The organism is Pseudaminobacter soli (ex Li et al. 2025) (assembly GCF_029892515.1).
Classification (GTDB): Bacteria; Pseudomonadota; Alphaproteobacteria; order Rhizobiales; family Rhizobiaceae; genus Pseudaminobacter; species Pseudaminobacter soli_A.
This window is the reverse complement of the sequence record NZ_JARXVF010000001.1, coordinates 96,179-111,131: the sequence shown is the minus strand read 5'-3', so window position 1 is coordinate 111,131 and position 14,953 is coordinate 96,179. Positions and strand designations below refer to the sequence as shown.

The 14,953-nt window shown below is 63.3% G+C and carries 12 protein-coding genes, 2 tRNA genes and 1 pseudogene; 5 read left to right on the top strand and 10 right to left on the bottom strand.

Annotation, left to right across the window (positions count from 1 at the left end; translation table 11 throughout):
* Window positions 1-81: 81 nt before the first annotated feature.
* The 7 genes and pseudogenes from glnA to M2281_RS00520 all read right to left on the bottom strand — a co-directional run bounded on the left by glnA (window position 82) and on the right by M2281_RS00520 (window position 6,459).
* Window positions 82-1,503, bottom strand: coding sequence for a type I glutamate--ammonia ligase (gene glnA, locus M2281_RS00550; RefSeq protein WP_280819154.1), 1,422 nt, complete (start codon window positions 1,501-1,503; stop codon window positions 82-84).
* Window positions 1,504-1,517: 14 nt separating this feature from the next.
* Window positions 1,518-1,991 carry an aminoacyl-tRNA deacylase gene (locus tag M2281_RS00545; RefSeq protein ID WP_280819153.1) on the bottom strand — a complete coding sequence of 158 codons (474 nt, stop codon included), beginning with the start codon at window positions 1,989-1,991 and terminating at the stop codon, window positions 1,518-1,520.
* A gap of 435 nt (window positions 1,992-2,426) precedes the next feature.
* Window positions 2,427-2,501: transfer RNA gene (locus tag M2281_RS00540), tRNA-Glu, on the bottom strand.
* Between the two features lie 204 nt (window positions 2,502-2,705).
* Window positions 2,706-2,780: transfer RNA gene (locus M2281_RS00535), tRNA-Glu, on the bottom strand.
* An 82-nt stretch (window positions 2,781-2,862) separates the two neighbouring features.
* A pseudogene (locus tag M2281_RS00530) lies at window positions 2,863-3,060 on the bottom strand (YcbK family protein); the annotation flags it as partial.
* Between the two features lie 15 nt (window positions 3,061-3,075).
* Complete coding sequence (locus tag M2281_RS00525; protein ID WP_280819151.1) at window positions 3,076-4,356, bottom strand: D-Ala-D-Ala carboxypeptidase family metallohydrolase; 1,281 nt, start codon at window positions 4,354-4,356, stop codon at window positions 3,076-3,078.
* A gap of 267 nt (window positions 4,357-4,623) precedes the next feature.
* Window positions 4,624-6,459, bottom strand: coding sequence for a PHA/PHB synthase family protein (locus tag M2281_RS00520; protein ID WP_280819150.1), 1,836 nt, complete (start codon window positions 6,457-6,459; stop codon window positions 4,624-4,626).
* Window positions 6,460-6,566: 107 nt separating this feature from the next.
* Between M2281_RS00520 and M2281_RS00515 the strand changes: the two genes are divergently transcribed.
* The 5 genes from M2281_RS00515 (at window position 6,567) to recJ (ending at window position 12,739) form a co-directional block, all read left to right on the top strand.
* Entirely contained in the window at window positions 6,567-6,950 is a 384-nt protein-coding gene (locus M2281_RS00515) for a hypothetical protein (protein ID WP_280819148.1), read from the top strand.
* 71 nt (window positions 6,951-7,021) lie between these two features.
* A complete protein-coding gene (locus M2281_RS00510; protein ID WP_280819147.1) occupies window positions 7,022-8,239 on the top strand; it encodes an LL-diaminopimelate aminotransferase in 1,218 nt (405 codons plus the stop codon).
* A 48-nt stretch (window positions 8,240-8,287) separates the two neighbouring features.
* Entirely contained in the window at window positions 8,288-9,601 is a 1,314-nt protein-coding gene (locus tag M2281_RS00505) for a homoserine dehydrogenase (RefSeq protein WP_280819146.1), read from the top strand.
* Window positions 9,602-9,873: 272 nt separating this feature from the next.
* Window positions 9,874-10,854 (top strand): class II fructose-bisphosphatase, encoded by a 981-nt coding sequence (glpX, locus tag M2281_RS00500; RefSeq protein ID WP_280819145.1) that lies wholly within the window; start codon window positions 9,874-9,876, stop codon window positions 10,852-10,854.
* Between the two features lie 97 nt (window positions 10,855-10,951).
* Window positions 10,952-12,739: a single-stranded-DNA-specific exonuclease RecJ gene (gene recJ / locus M2281_RS00495; RefSeq protein ID WP_280819144.1), complete on the top strand. Its 1,788-nt coding sequence runs from the start codon at window positions 10,952-10,954 to the stop codon at window positions 12,737-12,739.
* Here the strand turns inward: recJ and M2281_RS00490 are convergent, their stop codons facing one another.
* From M2281_RS00490 to folE, 3 genes are all read right to left on the bottom strand, one after another.
* Complete coding sequence (locus tag M2281_RS00490) at window positions 12,740-13,711, bottom strand: patatin-like phospholipase family protein (RefSeq protein WP_280819143.1); 972 nt, start codon at window positions 13,709-13,711, stop codon at window positions 12,740-12,742.
* A 70-nt stretch (window positions 13,712-13,781) separates the two neighbouring features.
* Entirely contained in the window at window positions 13,782-14,243 is a 462-nt protein-coding gene (hisI, locus tag M2281_RS00485; protein ID WP_280819142.1) for a phosphoribosyl-AMP cyclohydrolase, read from the bottom strand.
* 44 nt (window positions 14,244-14,287) lie between these two features.
* Window positions 14,288-14,923 (bottom strand): GTP cyclohydrolase I FolE, encoded by a 636-nt coding sequence (gene folE, locus M2281_RS00480; protein ID WP_280819141.1) that lies wholly within the window; start codon window positions 14,921-14,923, stop codon window positions 14,288-14,290.
* Between the last annotated feature and the right edge of the window lie 30 nt (window positions 14,924-14,953).

The following is a 14,953-nucleotide window of genomic DNA, read 5'->3' as shown; positions in this document are numbered from 1 at the left end:
ACACGATGTTTTTCAATGCAGGCGAGCCGCCGCTGAGGTCCTGCTCGGTGCAAACCTTCCGATCTTCAGCGCGGTTAGCCGCTAGACGTCGTAATAGAGCACGAACTCGTAAGGGTGCGGTCGTATGCGGATGTCTTCGATATCGTGCGCGCGTTTGTAGCCGATATAGGTCTCAAGGACGTCGGTGGTGAACACGTCGTGCGAAAGCAGGAACTTGTCGTCCGCCTGCAGCGCGTCGAGCGCCGCATCGAGCGAGCCCGGCGTCGATGGGATACGGGCGCGTTCCACCGGCGGCAGATCGTAGAGGTTCTTGTCGATCGGCTCGCCTGGATCGAGGCGGCTGCGAATGCCGTCTATGCCGGCCATCAGCATCGCCGCAAAGGCCAGATACGGATTGCAGGAAGGATCCGGGCAACGGAACTCCACGCGCCTGGCCTTGGGGTCAGGCGTGTACATCGGGATCCGGCACGCGGCCGAACGGTTGCGCCGCGAATAGCCCAGATTGACCGGTGCCTCGAAGCCGGGCACGAGCCGCCGGTACGAATTGACGGTCGGGGCACAGATGGCGAGCAGGCCCGGCGCATGCTTGAGCAGCCCACCGATGTAATAGCGCATCAGGTCGCTGGAGCCGGCATAGCCGTCGCCGGCAAAGATCGGACGACCGTTCTGCCAGATGCTCTGGTGCACGTGCATGCCCGAGCCATTGTCACCAAACAGCGGCTTGGGCATGAAGGTCGCGGTCAGGCCACGGCTGCGCGCAACGTTCTTCACCACGTATTTGTAGATCATCACATTGTCGGCCATGCGCGTCAGGCTCGCAAACCGCATGTCGATCTCGCCCTGGCCACCGGTCGCGACCTCATGGTGATGCGCTTCGACCGGAATGCCGATTTCTTCCAGTAGCTTCACCATTTCGGTGCGGGCGTCCTGCAGCGTGTCGGCCGGCGGCACAGGGAAATACCCTTCTTTCGGGCGCAGCTTGTGCCCGAGGCCAAATCCCTCGCGGCCGCTCCAGTTCGCCTCGGTCGCGTCGATCTCATAGTAGGCGTAGTTGGTGCCCTGGTCGTAATGGACCTCGTTGAAGACGAAGAATTCGAGTTCGGGGCCGAAATAGGAAATGTCGCCGATTCCGGTTGCCGTCAGATGCGTCTCCGCCTTCTGGGCGATGTAGCGGGCGTCGCGGCTGTATGGCAGGGCATTCGTCGGATCCAGGATGTTGCAGATCATAACGAGCGTCGGCGCCTCGGTGAACGGGTCCAGGAACGCTGTGGTCGGATCCGGCACGACGAGCATGTCGCTTTCCTGGATTTCCTGGAAACCGCGGATGGAGGAGCCGTCGAAGCCGACGCCGTCGGCAAAGCTGTCTGGCGTGATCGTCTGCGGCGGCACGGAAAAATGCTGCCACAAGCCAGGCAGGTCCACGAACCGCAGATCGACCATTTCGATCTGCTTGTCCTTGATGATCTTCAGAACGTCACCCGGATTGGCGCAGTTGTAAGGCATGGCACTTCCTTTCCCTATCTGGAGCGGGCGCTGAACCGTCCATGGGGTGCTTCCTCGGTAAGTCGTGCGAACTGGGCCTGCCTCATGTGGACAAGCGTGGCGTGGTCGCCGCCCTCGAAATAGACTTCCGGCCGCTGAAGGATATTGTCCTCGACGATGACGTCCAGCCCGTAGCATTCGCCGATGGCGGGCACCGCGCCATGCGTGCAATCCGGAATCAGCTGATCGAGCTCATGCTCGGTTGCGAGGGTGAACCTCTCTCCGAATGCCGTCTTGAGGCCGGCTAGACGAAGGCGACTGGAGGCTGGCAGGACGGCGAGGAGATAGCCGTCGCGGCCGCGCAGCACGACGGCCTTGGCGAGTGAGCCGGCCGGAATGTGGCACGCGCGGGCGGTTGCGATCGAGGAACTGGTCGGCTTGTGCTCGACCAGATCATACTCGGCGCCCTTGCGTTCGAGATGCGCCTGCAGCGTCGGAGCAATGGTCATGGCCTCACCCTCCCAGGTGAGCACCGCGCATCGGGTCGCTCAGACCTCACAATGCATAGTTGTTATGATACATCGCGCGCGTTCGCCTTGCCACCGTTCAGTACCGGACACCCTGGGCGCGCGGATGGCGAGCTGATCAAGGACACCGGGCAAGGAGATAGGCGGGGAACCGGCGGCTCACAGCTGCCCGCAAAGCGAGAAGTTCGCACCGAGCGAATCGCGAGTGATGAGCGGCGAACGATTAGAGACGGACGATTCGGATTCGCTCCAGCCTCTTGGGTAGCCCTAAAGAAGTCCTCCGCCTTGCCGGGCAGGAATCTCGCACGGCCAAGGCTATCGGATTCCTTGCCGTAGGCGGGTTCGCGTTTTGCAACGGCGCTTCCGGCATAGGCCGAAGCCAGTGCCGCTAATCCGTCGGAATGTCATTGGGAAAGCTGGTACGCCCAAGGGGAATCGAACCCCTGTTACCGCCGTGAAAGGGCGGTGTCCTAACCGCTAGACGATGGGCGCGCGGTGCTGATGGGCGCCTTATAGACAAGCAAGCGCTGGTCTGCAACCCGTCTGATTTGTAAGTCGCTTTAGAACCCGGGCAGGAGTCTTGAGCGGCGCAAAGCTATTGAATTCCTTGGCGTAGGCGGGTTCGCCCCTTGCAAGGGAGATTCCGGAATGGTCGAAGCCAGTGCCGCTAAATCATTGAAATGTCGTGGAGAAAGATGGTACGCCCAAGGGGAATCGAACCCCTGTTACCGCCGTGAAAGGGCGGTGTCCTAACCGCTAGACGATGGGCGCGCGGTGTTGATGGGCGGCTTATAGCCAGACAAAAGGTGGTCGGCAACCCGTCTTTGAAATCTTTTCCAACTTTTTTCACAGGCTACCTGGGACGGCGGCAGCGCCAGTTCCAGTGGCGCTCGGACCCCACGTCCACATGCACGGAATCGGTGTGGCAATAGATGCCCGAGACGCCGCCGCGGCCGGGCATGGAGCGGACGTAATTGGCCGGTTCCCACTTGCTGACGCCTTCGATCTGGATGTCGACGGCGGCGCAATACATGTGCAGAGAGTTTTTAGCGGCCCTTTTCGCAGGCTATTTGCGACGGCGGCAGCGCCAGTTCCAGTCGCGCTCTGGACCCACGTCCACATGCACGGAATCGGTGTGGCAATAGGTACCGACGCCGCCGCGGCCGGGCATGGTGCGGACGTAGTTGGCCAGTTCCCACTTGCCGACGCCTTCGATCTGGATGTCGGCGGCGGCGCAATACATGTGCAGAGAGTTCTTTGCACCCCTGGCGCGGCGGTTGTGGGTCGGGCTGCGATATCCGGAGGTCACGACGATCTTGCCGCCATAATGCTGCTCGATCGACTTGAGCATGCGAACCAGAGACGGCTTCAGACAGGCGACATCGACGTTTTCGGTCTGGCGCAGCAGGCCGTTGGGGGCCAGGCGTGCCATGCCGGCGGCCGAAGCAACCTGAACCGGGCCACCGTCCTCTTCCTCGTGAAGGTCGACGTCGCTGTCGTCATCGATTCCCGATTTGCGCCGAATCTCGAAAAGAGCCGTCTGGCGCACGCCGGGCAGCCCAATGTCGCTGCCGGTCGATGCAAGCGAAGCAGGCTTTGCCGGTGATTCGGCCGAGGCAAGCTGGATGAGGGGCTTTGCCGGGGCCTCCGACTCCAGGGGCGTCGGTGCGGCCGTGGTTTCGATCAGCGGCTTTGCGGCCGGCTGGCTGGGAGCAGCGCTGGCAACGAGCGGCTTGGCAATCGCGGTGGTGGGCGCGCCTCGACCCGAGGCGGCCGACGGTGACGCGGAAGAAGCGCCGAATAGAGAGGCGAGGAAGCCCTTTTTCTTCGGCGCCTCCGGCTCGCTCTTCTGCGGCTCTCCGGCGGTGACATAGACCGGATTGTTCATCTCGGCGGTTGCGGCCACCTGTACCGGCTGTGCCGCAGGCTGCGCGTCCACGGCTTGTGTCTCCGGCTTGGTGGCAGGCATTGGAGCCTGCGCAAGCGTTGCCGGTTGCTCGGCTGCTTGTTGGGCAGCCGCGGCCATGCGTGCGGCTGCCGCTTCGGCCTCCACGGCCTGCTGCAGGGAGATCGTGCCGGTTCCGCTCAGCGCCGGTCTTGCCGTGGGCAGATAGGCGACGGCGACGGGCAAAGCCTGGTCGCTGTCGTCCATCACGGTTGCCGGGGCCGTGCCGGCGGCATCCGCAGTCTGGAGAGTTTCGGCAGTAGCAGGCGTCGCTACGCCCGCTTCAGTCGCCTGATGTGCGGCGGCGGTCGATGGTGCGTTGAAGCCGGGCGCGCTGAAATCGAGATTGGGGTCGTTTGTGGAGGTGCAGGAACCCAGGAGAAGCGAGCAGAGCACAGCCAAAACGGCACGGCCTTCCCGTTTCGCAAAGCGAGTGCCTGCTGGAGTCAAACCCGTCCCCTTCTGTCGTTCGGCGCCGCTACGCCTGGCTACGGCAGTAATTCTGAAAATCGAACGCGTGCTTCCGCAGCCGGTATCAGACCTGACGAATCTGCAACCCTTTATTAGTCAAAAGTCGAGCTAGGGTTGAATTAAGGCAAGAACATGTTTGCCGCGCCACCATTTCGCCCTGTTTTGCGGCAGGGTCAATTCACCACACATTACAATGTGTTACACGCGCACTTTGACAAAGGTGCCGGGCGCATCGCCCAGGACGGGCGTGTGCTCACCGGGCTTGCGGGCAGGCACGCGCCGGTCGTCCTTTGCAGCGATCCAGCTCTGCCAGTGCGGCCACCAGGAACCCGGATTTTCCTTGGCCTTGGCGATCCATTCGCCGAAATCTCCGACCGGCTTGCCGCTCGTCCAATACTGATACTTGTTTTGCGCCGGCGGGTTCACGACACCAGCGATGTGGCCCGATCCGGCCATCACATAATCGACCGGGCCGCCGAAATACTTGCAGCCGAGGAAGACCGAAAGGGCCGGCGCGATGTGGTCCTCACGGGCGGCGAGGTTGTAGACGGGGATAGTTATGTCCTGCAGCGAAATGGTGTGGCCGGCCAGTTCCATGCGTCCCTGCGAGAGATTGTTCTCCAGATAGCAGTTGCGCAGATAGTAGGAATGGTTGGCCGCGCTCATGCGCGTCGAGTCGGCGTTCCAGTAGAGCAGGTCGAAGGGCAGGGGATCCTTGCCGCGCATGTAGTTGTTCACGACATAGGGCCAGATGAGATCGCCCGAACGCAGCATGTTGAAGGCGGTGGCCATCTTATTGCCTTCCAGATAGCCCCTGCCGCGCATCGACTGCTCCAGCGCCGCGATCTGGTCTTCATCGACGAAAACCTTGAGGTCGCCGGCATAGGTGAAATCGACCTGCGTGGTGAAGAAGGTGACGGACTTGATCCGCTCGTCGCCCTCCTGGGCCAGCAGGGCCAGCGCCGCCGCCAGCAGCGTGCCGCCGACGCAATAGCCGATGGCGTTGATCTCGCTTTCGCCGGTCGCTGCCTGGACGGTGTCGAGGCCGTATTGCAGCCCCTCGCGGATATAGGCCTCCCAGTTCTTCAACCGGTGCCGCTCGTCGGGGTTGATCCACGAGATGACGAACACGGTGTGTCCCTGCTCGACCGCCCAGCGGATGAAGGATTTTTGGGGGTTGAGGTCGAGGATGTAGAACTTGTTGATCCACGGCGGGCAGATCAACAGCGGCCGCTTGAGCACGGTTTCGGTCGTCGGCTCGTACTGGATGATCTCGGCGACGTCGCTTCGCCCCACCACCTTGCCGGGGGTCATGGCCATGTTGCGGCCGACCTCGAATTGCGAATAGTCGGCCTGCCGCAGTTTCAGGTCGCCATGCCCGGCCTGGATATCCTCGGCCAGCATCTTCATGCCGCGCACGAGGTTTTCGCCGTTGGTGGCGACCGTCTCCCGGAACAGTTCGGGGTTGGTGAGGATGAAATTGGACGGCGAGATCGCGTTGGAGATCTGCTTGACGTAGAAACCGGCCTTGTGACGGGTGTGCTCGTCCAGCCCTTCGGCATGCTCGACCAGATCGTTCGCCCAGCGCGAGGTGACCAGATAGGCCTGCTTCAGGAAGTCGAAGAAGGCGTTGTTGCCCCACTCGGGATCCTGGAAGCGCTTGTCGCCCTTGTCTGGCGCCACGTCACTGGCCGCCGGCTGATCGCCCGCGCCGATGCGTTGGATCGCATTTGCCCAGACATTCATATATCCTGAGAAAAGTCGCGTTTGCGCCTCCAGCGCCCGGGAGGGGTCGGAGAGCCAATATTCGGTGAGCTTGGAGAACGTCTTGACCATGTCGGTCATCGGTTCCGACACGCTGTCGCGGAGGTCGCCCTTTTCGCGGGGCTCGGCCCAGGCGGAGGCCGCCTTGCCGGCCTGCTCGACCATTCGAGCCAGGTTGAGCGCGAAGCGTTCGGGGTCCTTGACGAGATACTGCTCGACGGAAGAGGTCTGTTCTGGACCTGTCTTGCCCGAATCGGCTGTCTTCGACATGGTTCGCGCTTGTCCTCCCAAGGCGTTTTGTAGCCATAATATAATGAGACGTCGGATTGGGGTCCAACATCAATGTTCACGTGTAGTAGAGCTGCAGAGGAATTAATATGACGGAGCTTGCTCGCGGACGCATTTTTTCCGCTTTCCGGCCGCTGTTGCTGGGTGTTGCCCTGCTGGCGATCCAGTGTCAGCTATCGGGCTGCACCAGCACGAGCCAATCCGCGCCATTGGTGACCGCGCAGCCATCCAGCATGTCTTCCGGCCAGGCGGTGAACACCGGGACATATCCCAACCTGAACATCGCGCCCCAGGTTGCTGCCCCTCAGCTCAGCGACGACGAGAAGAACGCCAAGCTCGCCGGGCTGAAGGCGGCTCAGAACGCGCAGGCCGCCAAGGGCGGAAGCGGTGAGACACCGAACGACGAAACCTTGCTGAAGAAGCTTGCCGCCACCCACGGCCAAAAGACCCTGTCCGAGATCGAGGGCAAATGACGCCCTCGACCGACCTTCTCAATGGGTATATATCGCGCCAAATAGATTGAGCGCCAATCGCTGGAACTGACATGGAAGAGTTTCACAAGGTCCGTCGGCTTCCGCCTTACGTCTTCGAACAGGTCAACCGGCTGAAGGCCAGCGCTCGCGCCAGGGGCGCCGACATCATCGACCTTGGCATGGGCAATCCCGATCTGCCGACGCCCACCGCGATTGTCGACAAGCTGTGCGAAGTGGTGCGCGATCCGCGCACGCATCGCTACTCGTCCTCGCGCGGCATTCCGGGCCTGCGTCGTGCACAGGCCAGTTACTATGCGCGCCGCTTCGGCGTGAAGCTCGACCCGGACACTCAGGTCGTCGCCACGCTCGGCTCGAAGGAAGGCTTCGCCAACATGGCGCAGGCCATCACCGCTCCCGGCGACGTGGTGCTGTGTCCGAACCCGACCTATCCGATCCATGCCTTCGGCTTCATCATGTCGGGCGGCGTCATCCGCTCGCTGCCGGCCGAGCCGGACGAGAATTTCATTCCCGCGCTGGAGCGCGGCATGCGCCACTCGATCCCCAAGCCCCTGGCGCTGATCCTCAACTATCCGTCCAACCCGACGGCGCTGGTTGCCTCGCTCGATTTCTACAAGGACGTGGTCGCGTTTGCGAAGAAGCACGAGATCATCATCCTGTCCGATCTCGCCTATGCGGAGATCTATTTCGATGGCGCACCGCCGCCTTCGGTGCTGGAAGTGCCGGGCGCGATGGATGTGACGGTGGAGTTCACCTCCATGTCCAAAACTTTTTCCATGCCGGGCTGGCGCATGGGCTTTGCCGTCGGCAACGAGCGCCTGATCGCTGCGCTGACCCGCGTGAAATCCTATCTCGACTACGGCGCCTTCACGCCGATCCAGGTAGCAGCGACTGCAGCGCTCAATGGCGACGGTTCGGACATTGCCGAGGTGCGCGATGTCTATCACAAGCGCCGCGACGTGATGGTCGACACTTTTTCACGCGCCGGCTGGAACGTACCGGCTCCGGCCGCGACCATGTTTGCCTGGGCGCCGATCCCCGAGCCATTCAGGAAGCTCGGCTCTCTGGAATTTTCGAAACTCCTGATCGAGAAGGCTGATGTTGCGGTCGCTCCGGGCATCGGCTTTGGCGAATATGGCGACGACTATGTGCGCATCGCGCTGGTCGAGAACGAGCATCGGATCCGGCAGGCGGCGCGCAACATAAAGCGCTTCCTGACCACCGAGGCCGGTGCTACGGACAATGTTGTGCCGCTTACGGTGCGACGCTGAACGAAAACTACGAAAACATATCAAATATCTGAGGGGATGCTGCGGGACATGGCCGAAGCTTTGCGTATTGGAATTGCCGGGCTCGGCACGGTCGGCGCCTCGGTGGCGCGTGTTCTGTCGGCGAAGGCCGCCGAACTCACTCGCCAGTGCGGGCGGCCAATCACCGTCTCGGCCGTCTCGGCGCGCGACCGCAATCGCGACCGCGGCGTCGATCTCGGCGCGGCCCAGTGGTTCGACGACCCGGTGGCGCTGGCGAAATCGGCCGACATCGACGTGTTCGTCGAACTTATCGGCGGCGATGACGGTCCGGCGCTGGCCTGCGTGAAGGCGGCGCTCGAGGCCGGCCATCATGTCGTGACCGCCAACAAGGCGCTGCTGGCCAAACATGGCGTGGCGCTGGCGGAGATCGCCGAGCGGAAGGGCGTGCTGCTCAACTATGAGGCGGCGGTTGCAGGCGGCATTCCGATCATCAAGACCATGCGCGAAGCCATGGCGGGCAACACCGTCTCGCGCGTGCTCGGCATCCTCAACGGCACCTGCAACTACATCCTGACCCGCATGGAGGCCGAGGGCCTGTCCTTCGACGCCTGCCTGAAGGATGCGCAGCGCCTAGGCTATGCCGAAGCCGATCCGACATTCGACATCGAGGGCCAGGACACGGCCCACAAGCTGGCGATCCTGACCAGCCTTGCCTTTGGCTGCAAGATTTCGGCCGACAGCATCTATCTGGAAGGCATCAGCAATATCAGCCAGGCCGACATCCGCGCCGCGGGCGAGCTCGGCTACCGCATCAAGCTGCTTGGCGTGGCCGTGCAGACTGAAACCGGCATCGAGCAGCGCGTGCATCCGACCATGGTGCCGACCTCCTCGGTGATCGCACAGGTCCATGGCGTCACCAATGCCGTGGCGGTCGAGACCGACATTCTGGGCGAGCTGCTGCTCTCCGGCCCCGGCGCCGGCGGCAACGCCACGGCCTCGGCCGTGGTGGGCGATATCGCCGACATCGCCAAGAGCCGCCCCGGCTTCCAGCATGGCCCGGTCTTCGGTCGCCCAGCCAAGGAGCTAAAACCCTATAAGAAGGCGCAGATGCGCAGCCATGCAGGCGGCTATTTCATCCGCCTCACGGTGCACGACCGCGTCGGCGTCTTCGCCGGCGTCGCCAAGCGCATGGCCGACAACGACATCTCGCTGGAATCGATCGTGCAGCACGGCTCGAGTGCGGAGGGCGACGGCAGCAAGACCGTCATCCTCGTCACGCATGAGACGACCGAGGCCGCGGTCCGCAAGGCTGTGGAAGGTGTCACCAAGGACGGCCATCTTATGGACAAGCCGCAGGTCATCCGCATCGAGCGGGCTGACTGATCCAGTCTGTCGGGTTGATTTTTTGCCGAATCCGAAGCGGCGCGAACCTGACCGGTTCGCGCCGCTTTTCGTTTGAGAACGCTGCTGAAAATCGCGCCGCCAACAAATTCTGACCCTGTCGATCTGCGCTTCCCACACCTTAATCGATTGAGGTTTCACCCGGTCGCAACAAGTGCGTGTGGCAGGTCTTGCTGTTGTCATTTCACTTTGACAGAAGGATCGCAGGAGCCGTCAGCGGGACGGCACAACGAGACTTAGGGGACTAATCAGCTATGGCGAAAAGAGACGCAGCCGGCCTCGACCGCATCCTCACCATGGAACTCGTGCGTGTGACCGAGCGCGCCGCCGTCGCCGCCGCAAGGCTGCGCGGGCGCGGTGACGAGAAGGCGGCCGACCAGGTGGCTGTCGACGCCATGCGCGCCGAACTGAACCGCCTCGCCATCAAGGGCACCGTGGTGATCGGCGAGGGCGAGCGCGACGAGGCGCCGATGCTCTATATCGGCGAGGAAGTCGGCGACGGTGAGGGCCCCGAGGTCGACATCGCGCTCGACCCGCTGGAAGGTACCACCATCTGCGCCAAGAACCTGCCCAACGCGCTGGCCGTCATCGCCATTGCCGAGAAGGGCAGCCTGCTGTTTGCGCCGGACGTCTACATGGACAAGATCGCGGTGGGGCCGGGCTATGCCGATGGCGTCATCAACATCGACGCCTCGCCGGAAGACAATATTCGCAGCCTCGCCAAGGCCAAGGGCGTGCCGGTGACGGAAATCACCGCCTGCATTCTCGACCGCCCGCGCCACGCCAAGCTGATCGATGCCGTGCGCGGCACGGGTGCTGCCATCCGCCTCATCGGCGACGGCGACGTTGCCGGCGTCATCCACACGACCAACCCGGAAGAGACCGGCATCGATATCTATATGGGCACCGGCGGTGCGCCGGAAGGCGTTCTGGCTGCTGCTGCGCTGCGCTGCACCGGCGGTCAGATCCAGGGTCGCCTCATTCTCGATACGCCCGAGAAGGTCGCGCGCGCGGCCAAGATGGGTATCTCCGACCCCAACAAGATCTACCGCACCGAGGAAATGGCGCGCGGGGACGTGCTGTTTGCCGCCACCGGCGTCACCGACGGCAACATGCTGGCCGGCGTGAAGTTCGACCGCAACTTCATCACCACCGACACGATCGTGCTGCGTTCGTCGTCGCGCACGGTGCGCTCGATCAAGGCCCGCCACCAGGATCTGGAGAAGTTCCAGTAGTTTCCGGCGGTCTATCCACGGCTTCGATGGCCCGGCCTGTTTGGCTTTGCCGCGCGATCCCTTATCCTGAAACCAAGGATGAGGGATTGACGGGCGCATGACGACCGAAAAGCGTTATTTTCTGGGCGTCAGGCGCTCGGCTACCGGGCTTGCCTGGGAGCATAGGCTCAACGACCGCCAGGAGATGGCGGCACTCGCCATCGCCCAGGGCCATGGCGTGCCGGACATCGTGGCGCGCGTGCTGGCCGGGCGTGGTGTCGGGGCGGATGACGCCGAACGTTTTCTGGACCCGACCATCCGCGACCTGCTGCCGAACCCGGCATCGCTGACCGACATGGAGAAGGCGGCCGAGCGCATAGCGGCGGCCGTCGTTAGGCGCGAACGCGTTGCCATCTTCGGCGACTACGACGTCGATGGTGCTGCCTCCTCTGCGCTGCTCAAGCGCTTCCTGACGCATTATGGCGTCCAGTCGGAAATCTACATTCCCGACCGCATTTTCGAGGGCTACGGGCCGAACCCGGATGCGATGCGCGAACTGGTGTCGCGCGGTGCGAGCCTGATCGTCACCGTCGATTGCGGCACCAACAGCGCGGCGGCCATCGAGGCGGCGCGCGATGCCGGTGCCGATGTCGTCGTGCTCGATCACCATCAGGTCGGCGGTGCGCTGCCTGAGGCGGCGGTCGCCATCGTCAATCCCAACCGCGAGGACGATCTTTCGGGGCAGGGGCATCTCTGCGCCGCCGGCGTCGTGTTCCTGGCGCTGGTGCAGACGGCCAAGGTGCTGCGCAACCAGCGCCCTGACCTGCCGCAGATCGATCTTCTGTCAATGCTCGATCTGGTAGCGCTTGCCACGGTCTGTGATGTGGTGCCGCTCGTTGGCGTCAACCGCGCCTTCGTGGTGAAGGGCATCGTCGCCATACGGCAGCAGCGCAATGCAGGGCTCGGCGCGCTGGCGCGGGTGTCGCGCATCGGCGAGCCGATCAACACTTTCCATCTCGCCTTTCTCTTGGGTCCGCGCATCAATGCCGGCGGCCGCATCGGTGACGCCGCGCTCGGCAGCAAGCTGCTTGCCACCGACGATCCCGTCGAGGCCGGCAAGATCGCCGAAACGCTCCATCGCCTGAACCAGGAGCGGCAGGCGATGGAGCAGGAGATGCTGGCCGAGGCACGAGCCGAGGCCGATGCGGAACTGATCGGCGGGCAGGGGCCGGCCGTCATCGTCACCGCCAGTTCGAAATGGCATCCGGGCATCGTCGGTCTTTTGGCCTCGCGGCTGAAGGAGCACGCGCGCCGTCCCGCCTTTGCCATCGCCTTCAATGCCAATGGCGTCGGCACCGGTTCTGGCCGCTCGATTTCAGGATTCGATCTCGGCAGGCTGGTGCGCGAGGCGCATGAGCGCGGGCTAATCGTCAAGGGCGGCGGCCACGCCATGGCGGCCGGCATCACCATCGAGCGCGAAAAGCTTGGCGAGTTGCGGGCCTTTTTCGAGGAGCGCGCCGCCGCAGACGTGTTCCGCCTGCAGGACGAGGAGGGTCTGCCCATCGATGCCGCAATCGCGGCGGATGGCGCTACAACCAACCTGCTCGATACGCTGGAGCGCGCCGGCCCCTTCGGCTCGGGCCATGTCGCGCCGGTATTCGTGCTGCCGCGCCACAAGCTCGTCGATGCGCGGCTGGTGGGTACGTCCCACATCCGCGCGGATTTGCGCTCGGACGGAGGCGGCCGCATCCAGGCGATTGCCTTCCGGGCGGCGGATACCGCGCTAGGGGATTTCCTGTTCAAGAGCCGCGGCGGCACGGTGCATATCGCCGGCTCGCTGTCGTCCAACTACTGGAACGGCAACAGGAGCGTGCAATTCCGCATCATCGATGCGGCGGCAGCCTGATCAGGCGAGAACCGTCTGCAGCCGTACAAGCTCGCTGAGCTGCGCCTGCGTCGCCTCGTAGCCTAGCCGGATCGCCTCGTCGGCGCGATGGAACTCCGACAGGCCGATATGGCCGAGCTTTGGCTGCAGCGAGAGATCCGGCGGGTCGCCCGCCAGCCGCGCCCGCGAGATGCGATCCTGAATGATGTTGAAGGCCTCGACCATCACGCCGGTGATGCCGAGCCGGCTCTCGCGCGAATAGGCGTCGAGCTGGCGGACACCGCCGGCCGGCGCGTCATCTTGCACGACAAGTTCGCCGGCGCTGTGCTTGATCACCGCCGCGCGGCCGAACAGGTCGTAGTGCAGGTTCACCGCCACGACCAGCCGCTGCTCATAGGCGCGGCAGACCGACACCGGCACGGGGTTGACTAGCGCGCCATCGACCAGAATGCGCTTGTTGGCAAGCACGGGCTCGAACACGCCGGGCAGGGCATAGGAGGCACGCATTGCGGTGATGAGCGAGCCGCTGGACAGCCAGATTTCGTGACCCGTGCGGATTTCGGCCGCCACACAGACGAATGGTTTCGGCAAGTCCTCGAAGCGAAGGCCGGAAAGGTGTTCCTGCATGCGCGCCGTCAGCTTCATGCCGCCGAGCAGGCCGTTGCCGCCGATGCGGAAGTCGAGCAGGCCAAAAATGCGCCGCTTGGTCAGGCTGCGCGCGAACTCTTCCAGTTCATCCAGCTTGCCGGCGAGATAGCAGCCGCCGACCAGGGCGCCGATGGAAGTGCCGGCAATCATGTCGATCTGGACGCCCGCTTCGTCCAGCGCGCGCAAAACGCCGATATGCGCCCAGCCACGCGCGGCGCCGCCGCCCAATGCCAGTGAGATTCCGGATTTCTTGGCGGGTTGTGCCTCATTCAGGCCGCCGGAAGAGGCGGGGCCGTTGGCTTCCCGCATATCAGGCCTGTTGCGCAATGACGCCCATTCGAGCATCGCAATCTCCCTTGTCCCGCGCCCGATAGTAGGCGCGGGTCGTATCGAAAGAATGAATCTTCCGTCGGCCTTACTTATTGGCGTCGGGATATGTTTTTTTCACGTCGAAAAGCGGTTCGCTGCCATCTCCGGTCAAAACGGCGGCGCCGTCTCTCCCCTCCACTTTCCGATAAAAACAAGAACGCCGGCCGGTATGACAGGTTGCATCATGTCCCGAGACATTTACGCGCAGCCAGACCGCGTCCTGGTCGCAGTCCGTGCGCATTTCAACGACATGCTGGAAGTTGCCGGAGGTTTCGCCCTTCTTCCAGAGCGAGTTGCGCGAGCGCGACCAGTAATGGGCGATGCCGGTCTCGATAGTCAGCGCCAGCGCCTCGGCGTTCATATGCGCGACCATGAGAAGCACGCCGTCCGTGGCGTCGGTCACCACGGCCGTGAGGAGGCCGTTGGCGTCGAAGCGCGGCGTGAAAGCCACGCCTTCTTCGAGCGAGTTCTTGTCGGAGGTAGATTTTTGAAACTCAAGCGCGGTCATCGCCGGCTCCTTGATCTTCGAAGCCGGCGGTCAGGCCGCACGGCTTACTTGCTGCCGTGGCGCACCATGGTCATGAAACGCAGCTGCTCTTCGGGGCTATCCTTGAACACGCCGGTGAAGGTCGAGGTCAGCGTGGTCGAGCCCTGCTTGCGGATGCCGCGCATGGCCATGCACATGTGCTCGGCCTCGATCATCACGGCAACGCCGCGCGGATTGAGCACGTCCTGAATGACGTTGGCGATCTGCGCGGTCATGGCTTCCTGCGTCTGCAGGCGATGGGCGAAGATGTCGACCACGCGGGCGATCTTCGACAGGCCCACGACCTTGCCGTCCGGCAGGTAGCCGACATGCGCCTTGCCGATGATCGGCACCATGTGGTGCTCGCAATGCGAATGGAACTCGATGTCCCGCACCAGCACGAGGTCGTCATAGCCGGCCACTTCCTCGAAGGTGCGGCCGAGCTCTTCGGCCGGGCACATGTCGTAGCCGTTGAACATTTCGAGGAATGCCTTGGCAACGCGCTTGGGCGTATCGACCAGGCCTTCGCGATCCGGATTGTCGCCGGTCCAGCGCAGCAGGGTGCGTACCGCAGCCTCCACTTCGGCCTGGTCCGGCCTGTCGGTCACCGGCTTTTCGAGATAATCGGATTTCGGCATCAATTTCTTGATCACGGCGTCCATGAAAGGTGTCTCCCGTAGTCCCACTCAGCG

What these genes read in the sequence shown, in the direction of transcription:
- glnA (WP_280819154.1), bottom strand. Translation starts at nt 1,503, where the DNA reads ATGCCTTACAACTGCGCCAATCCGGGTGACGTTCTGAAGATCATCAAG.
- M2281_RS00545 (WP_280819153.1), bottom strand. Translation starts at nt 1,991, where the DNA reads ATGACCATTGCTCCGACGCTGCAGGCGCATCTCGAACGCAAGGGCGCC.
- M2281_RS00520 (WP_280819150.1), bottom strand. Translation starts at nt 6,459, where the DNA reads ATGTCGAAGACAGCCGATTCGGGCAAGACAGGTCCAGAACAGACCTCT.
- M2281_RS00515 (WP_280819148.1), top strand. Translation starts at nt 6,567, where the DNA reads ATGACGGAGCTTGCTCGCGGACGCATTTTTTCCGCTTTCCGGCCGCTG.
- M2281_RS00510 (WP_280819147.1), top strand. Translation starts at nt 7,022, where the DNA reads ATGGAAGAGTTTCACAAGGTCCGTCGGCTTCCGCCTTACGTCTTCGAA.
- M2281_RS00505 (WP_280819146.1), top strand. Translation starts at nt 8,288, where the DNA reads ATGGCCGAAGCTTTGCGTATTGGAATTGCCGGGCTCGGCACGGTCGGC.
- glpX (WP_280819145.1), top strand. Translation starts at nt 9,874, where the DNA reads ATGGCGAAAAGAGACGCAGCCGGCCTCGACCGCATCCTCACCATGGAA.
- recJ (WP_280819144.1), top strand. Translation starts at nt 10,952, where the DNA reads ATGACGACCGAAAAGCGTTATTTTCTGGGCGTCAGGCGCTCGGCTACC.
- M2281_RS00490 (WP_280819143.1), bottom strand. Translation starts at nt 13,711, where the DNA reads ATGCTCGAATGGGCGTCATTGCGCAACAGGCCTGATATGCGGGAAGCC.
- hisI (WP_280819142.1), bottom strand. Translation starts at nt 14,243, where the DNA reads ATGACCGCGCTTGAGTTTCAAAAATCTACCTCCGACAAGAACTCGCTC.
- folE (WP_280819141.1), bottom strand. Translation starts at nt 14,923, where the DNA reads ATGGACGCCGTGATCAAGAAATTGATGCCGAAATCCGATTATCTCGAA.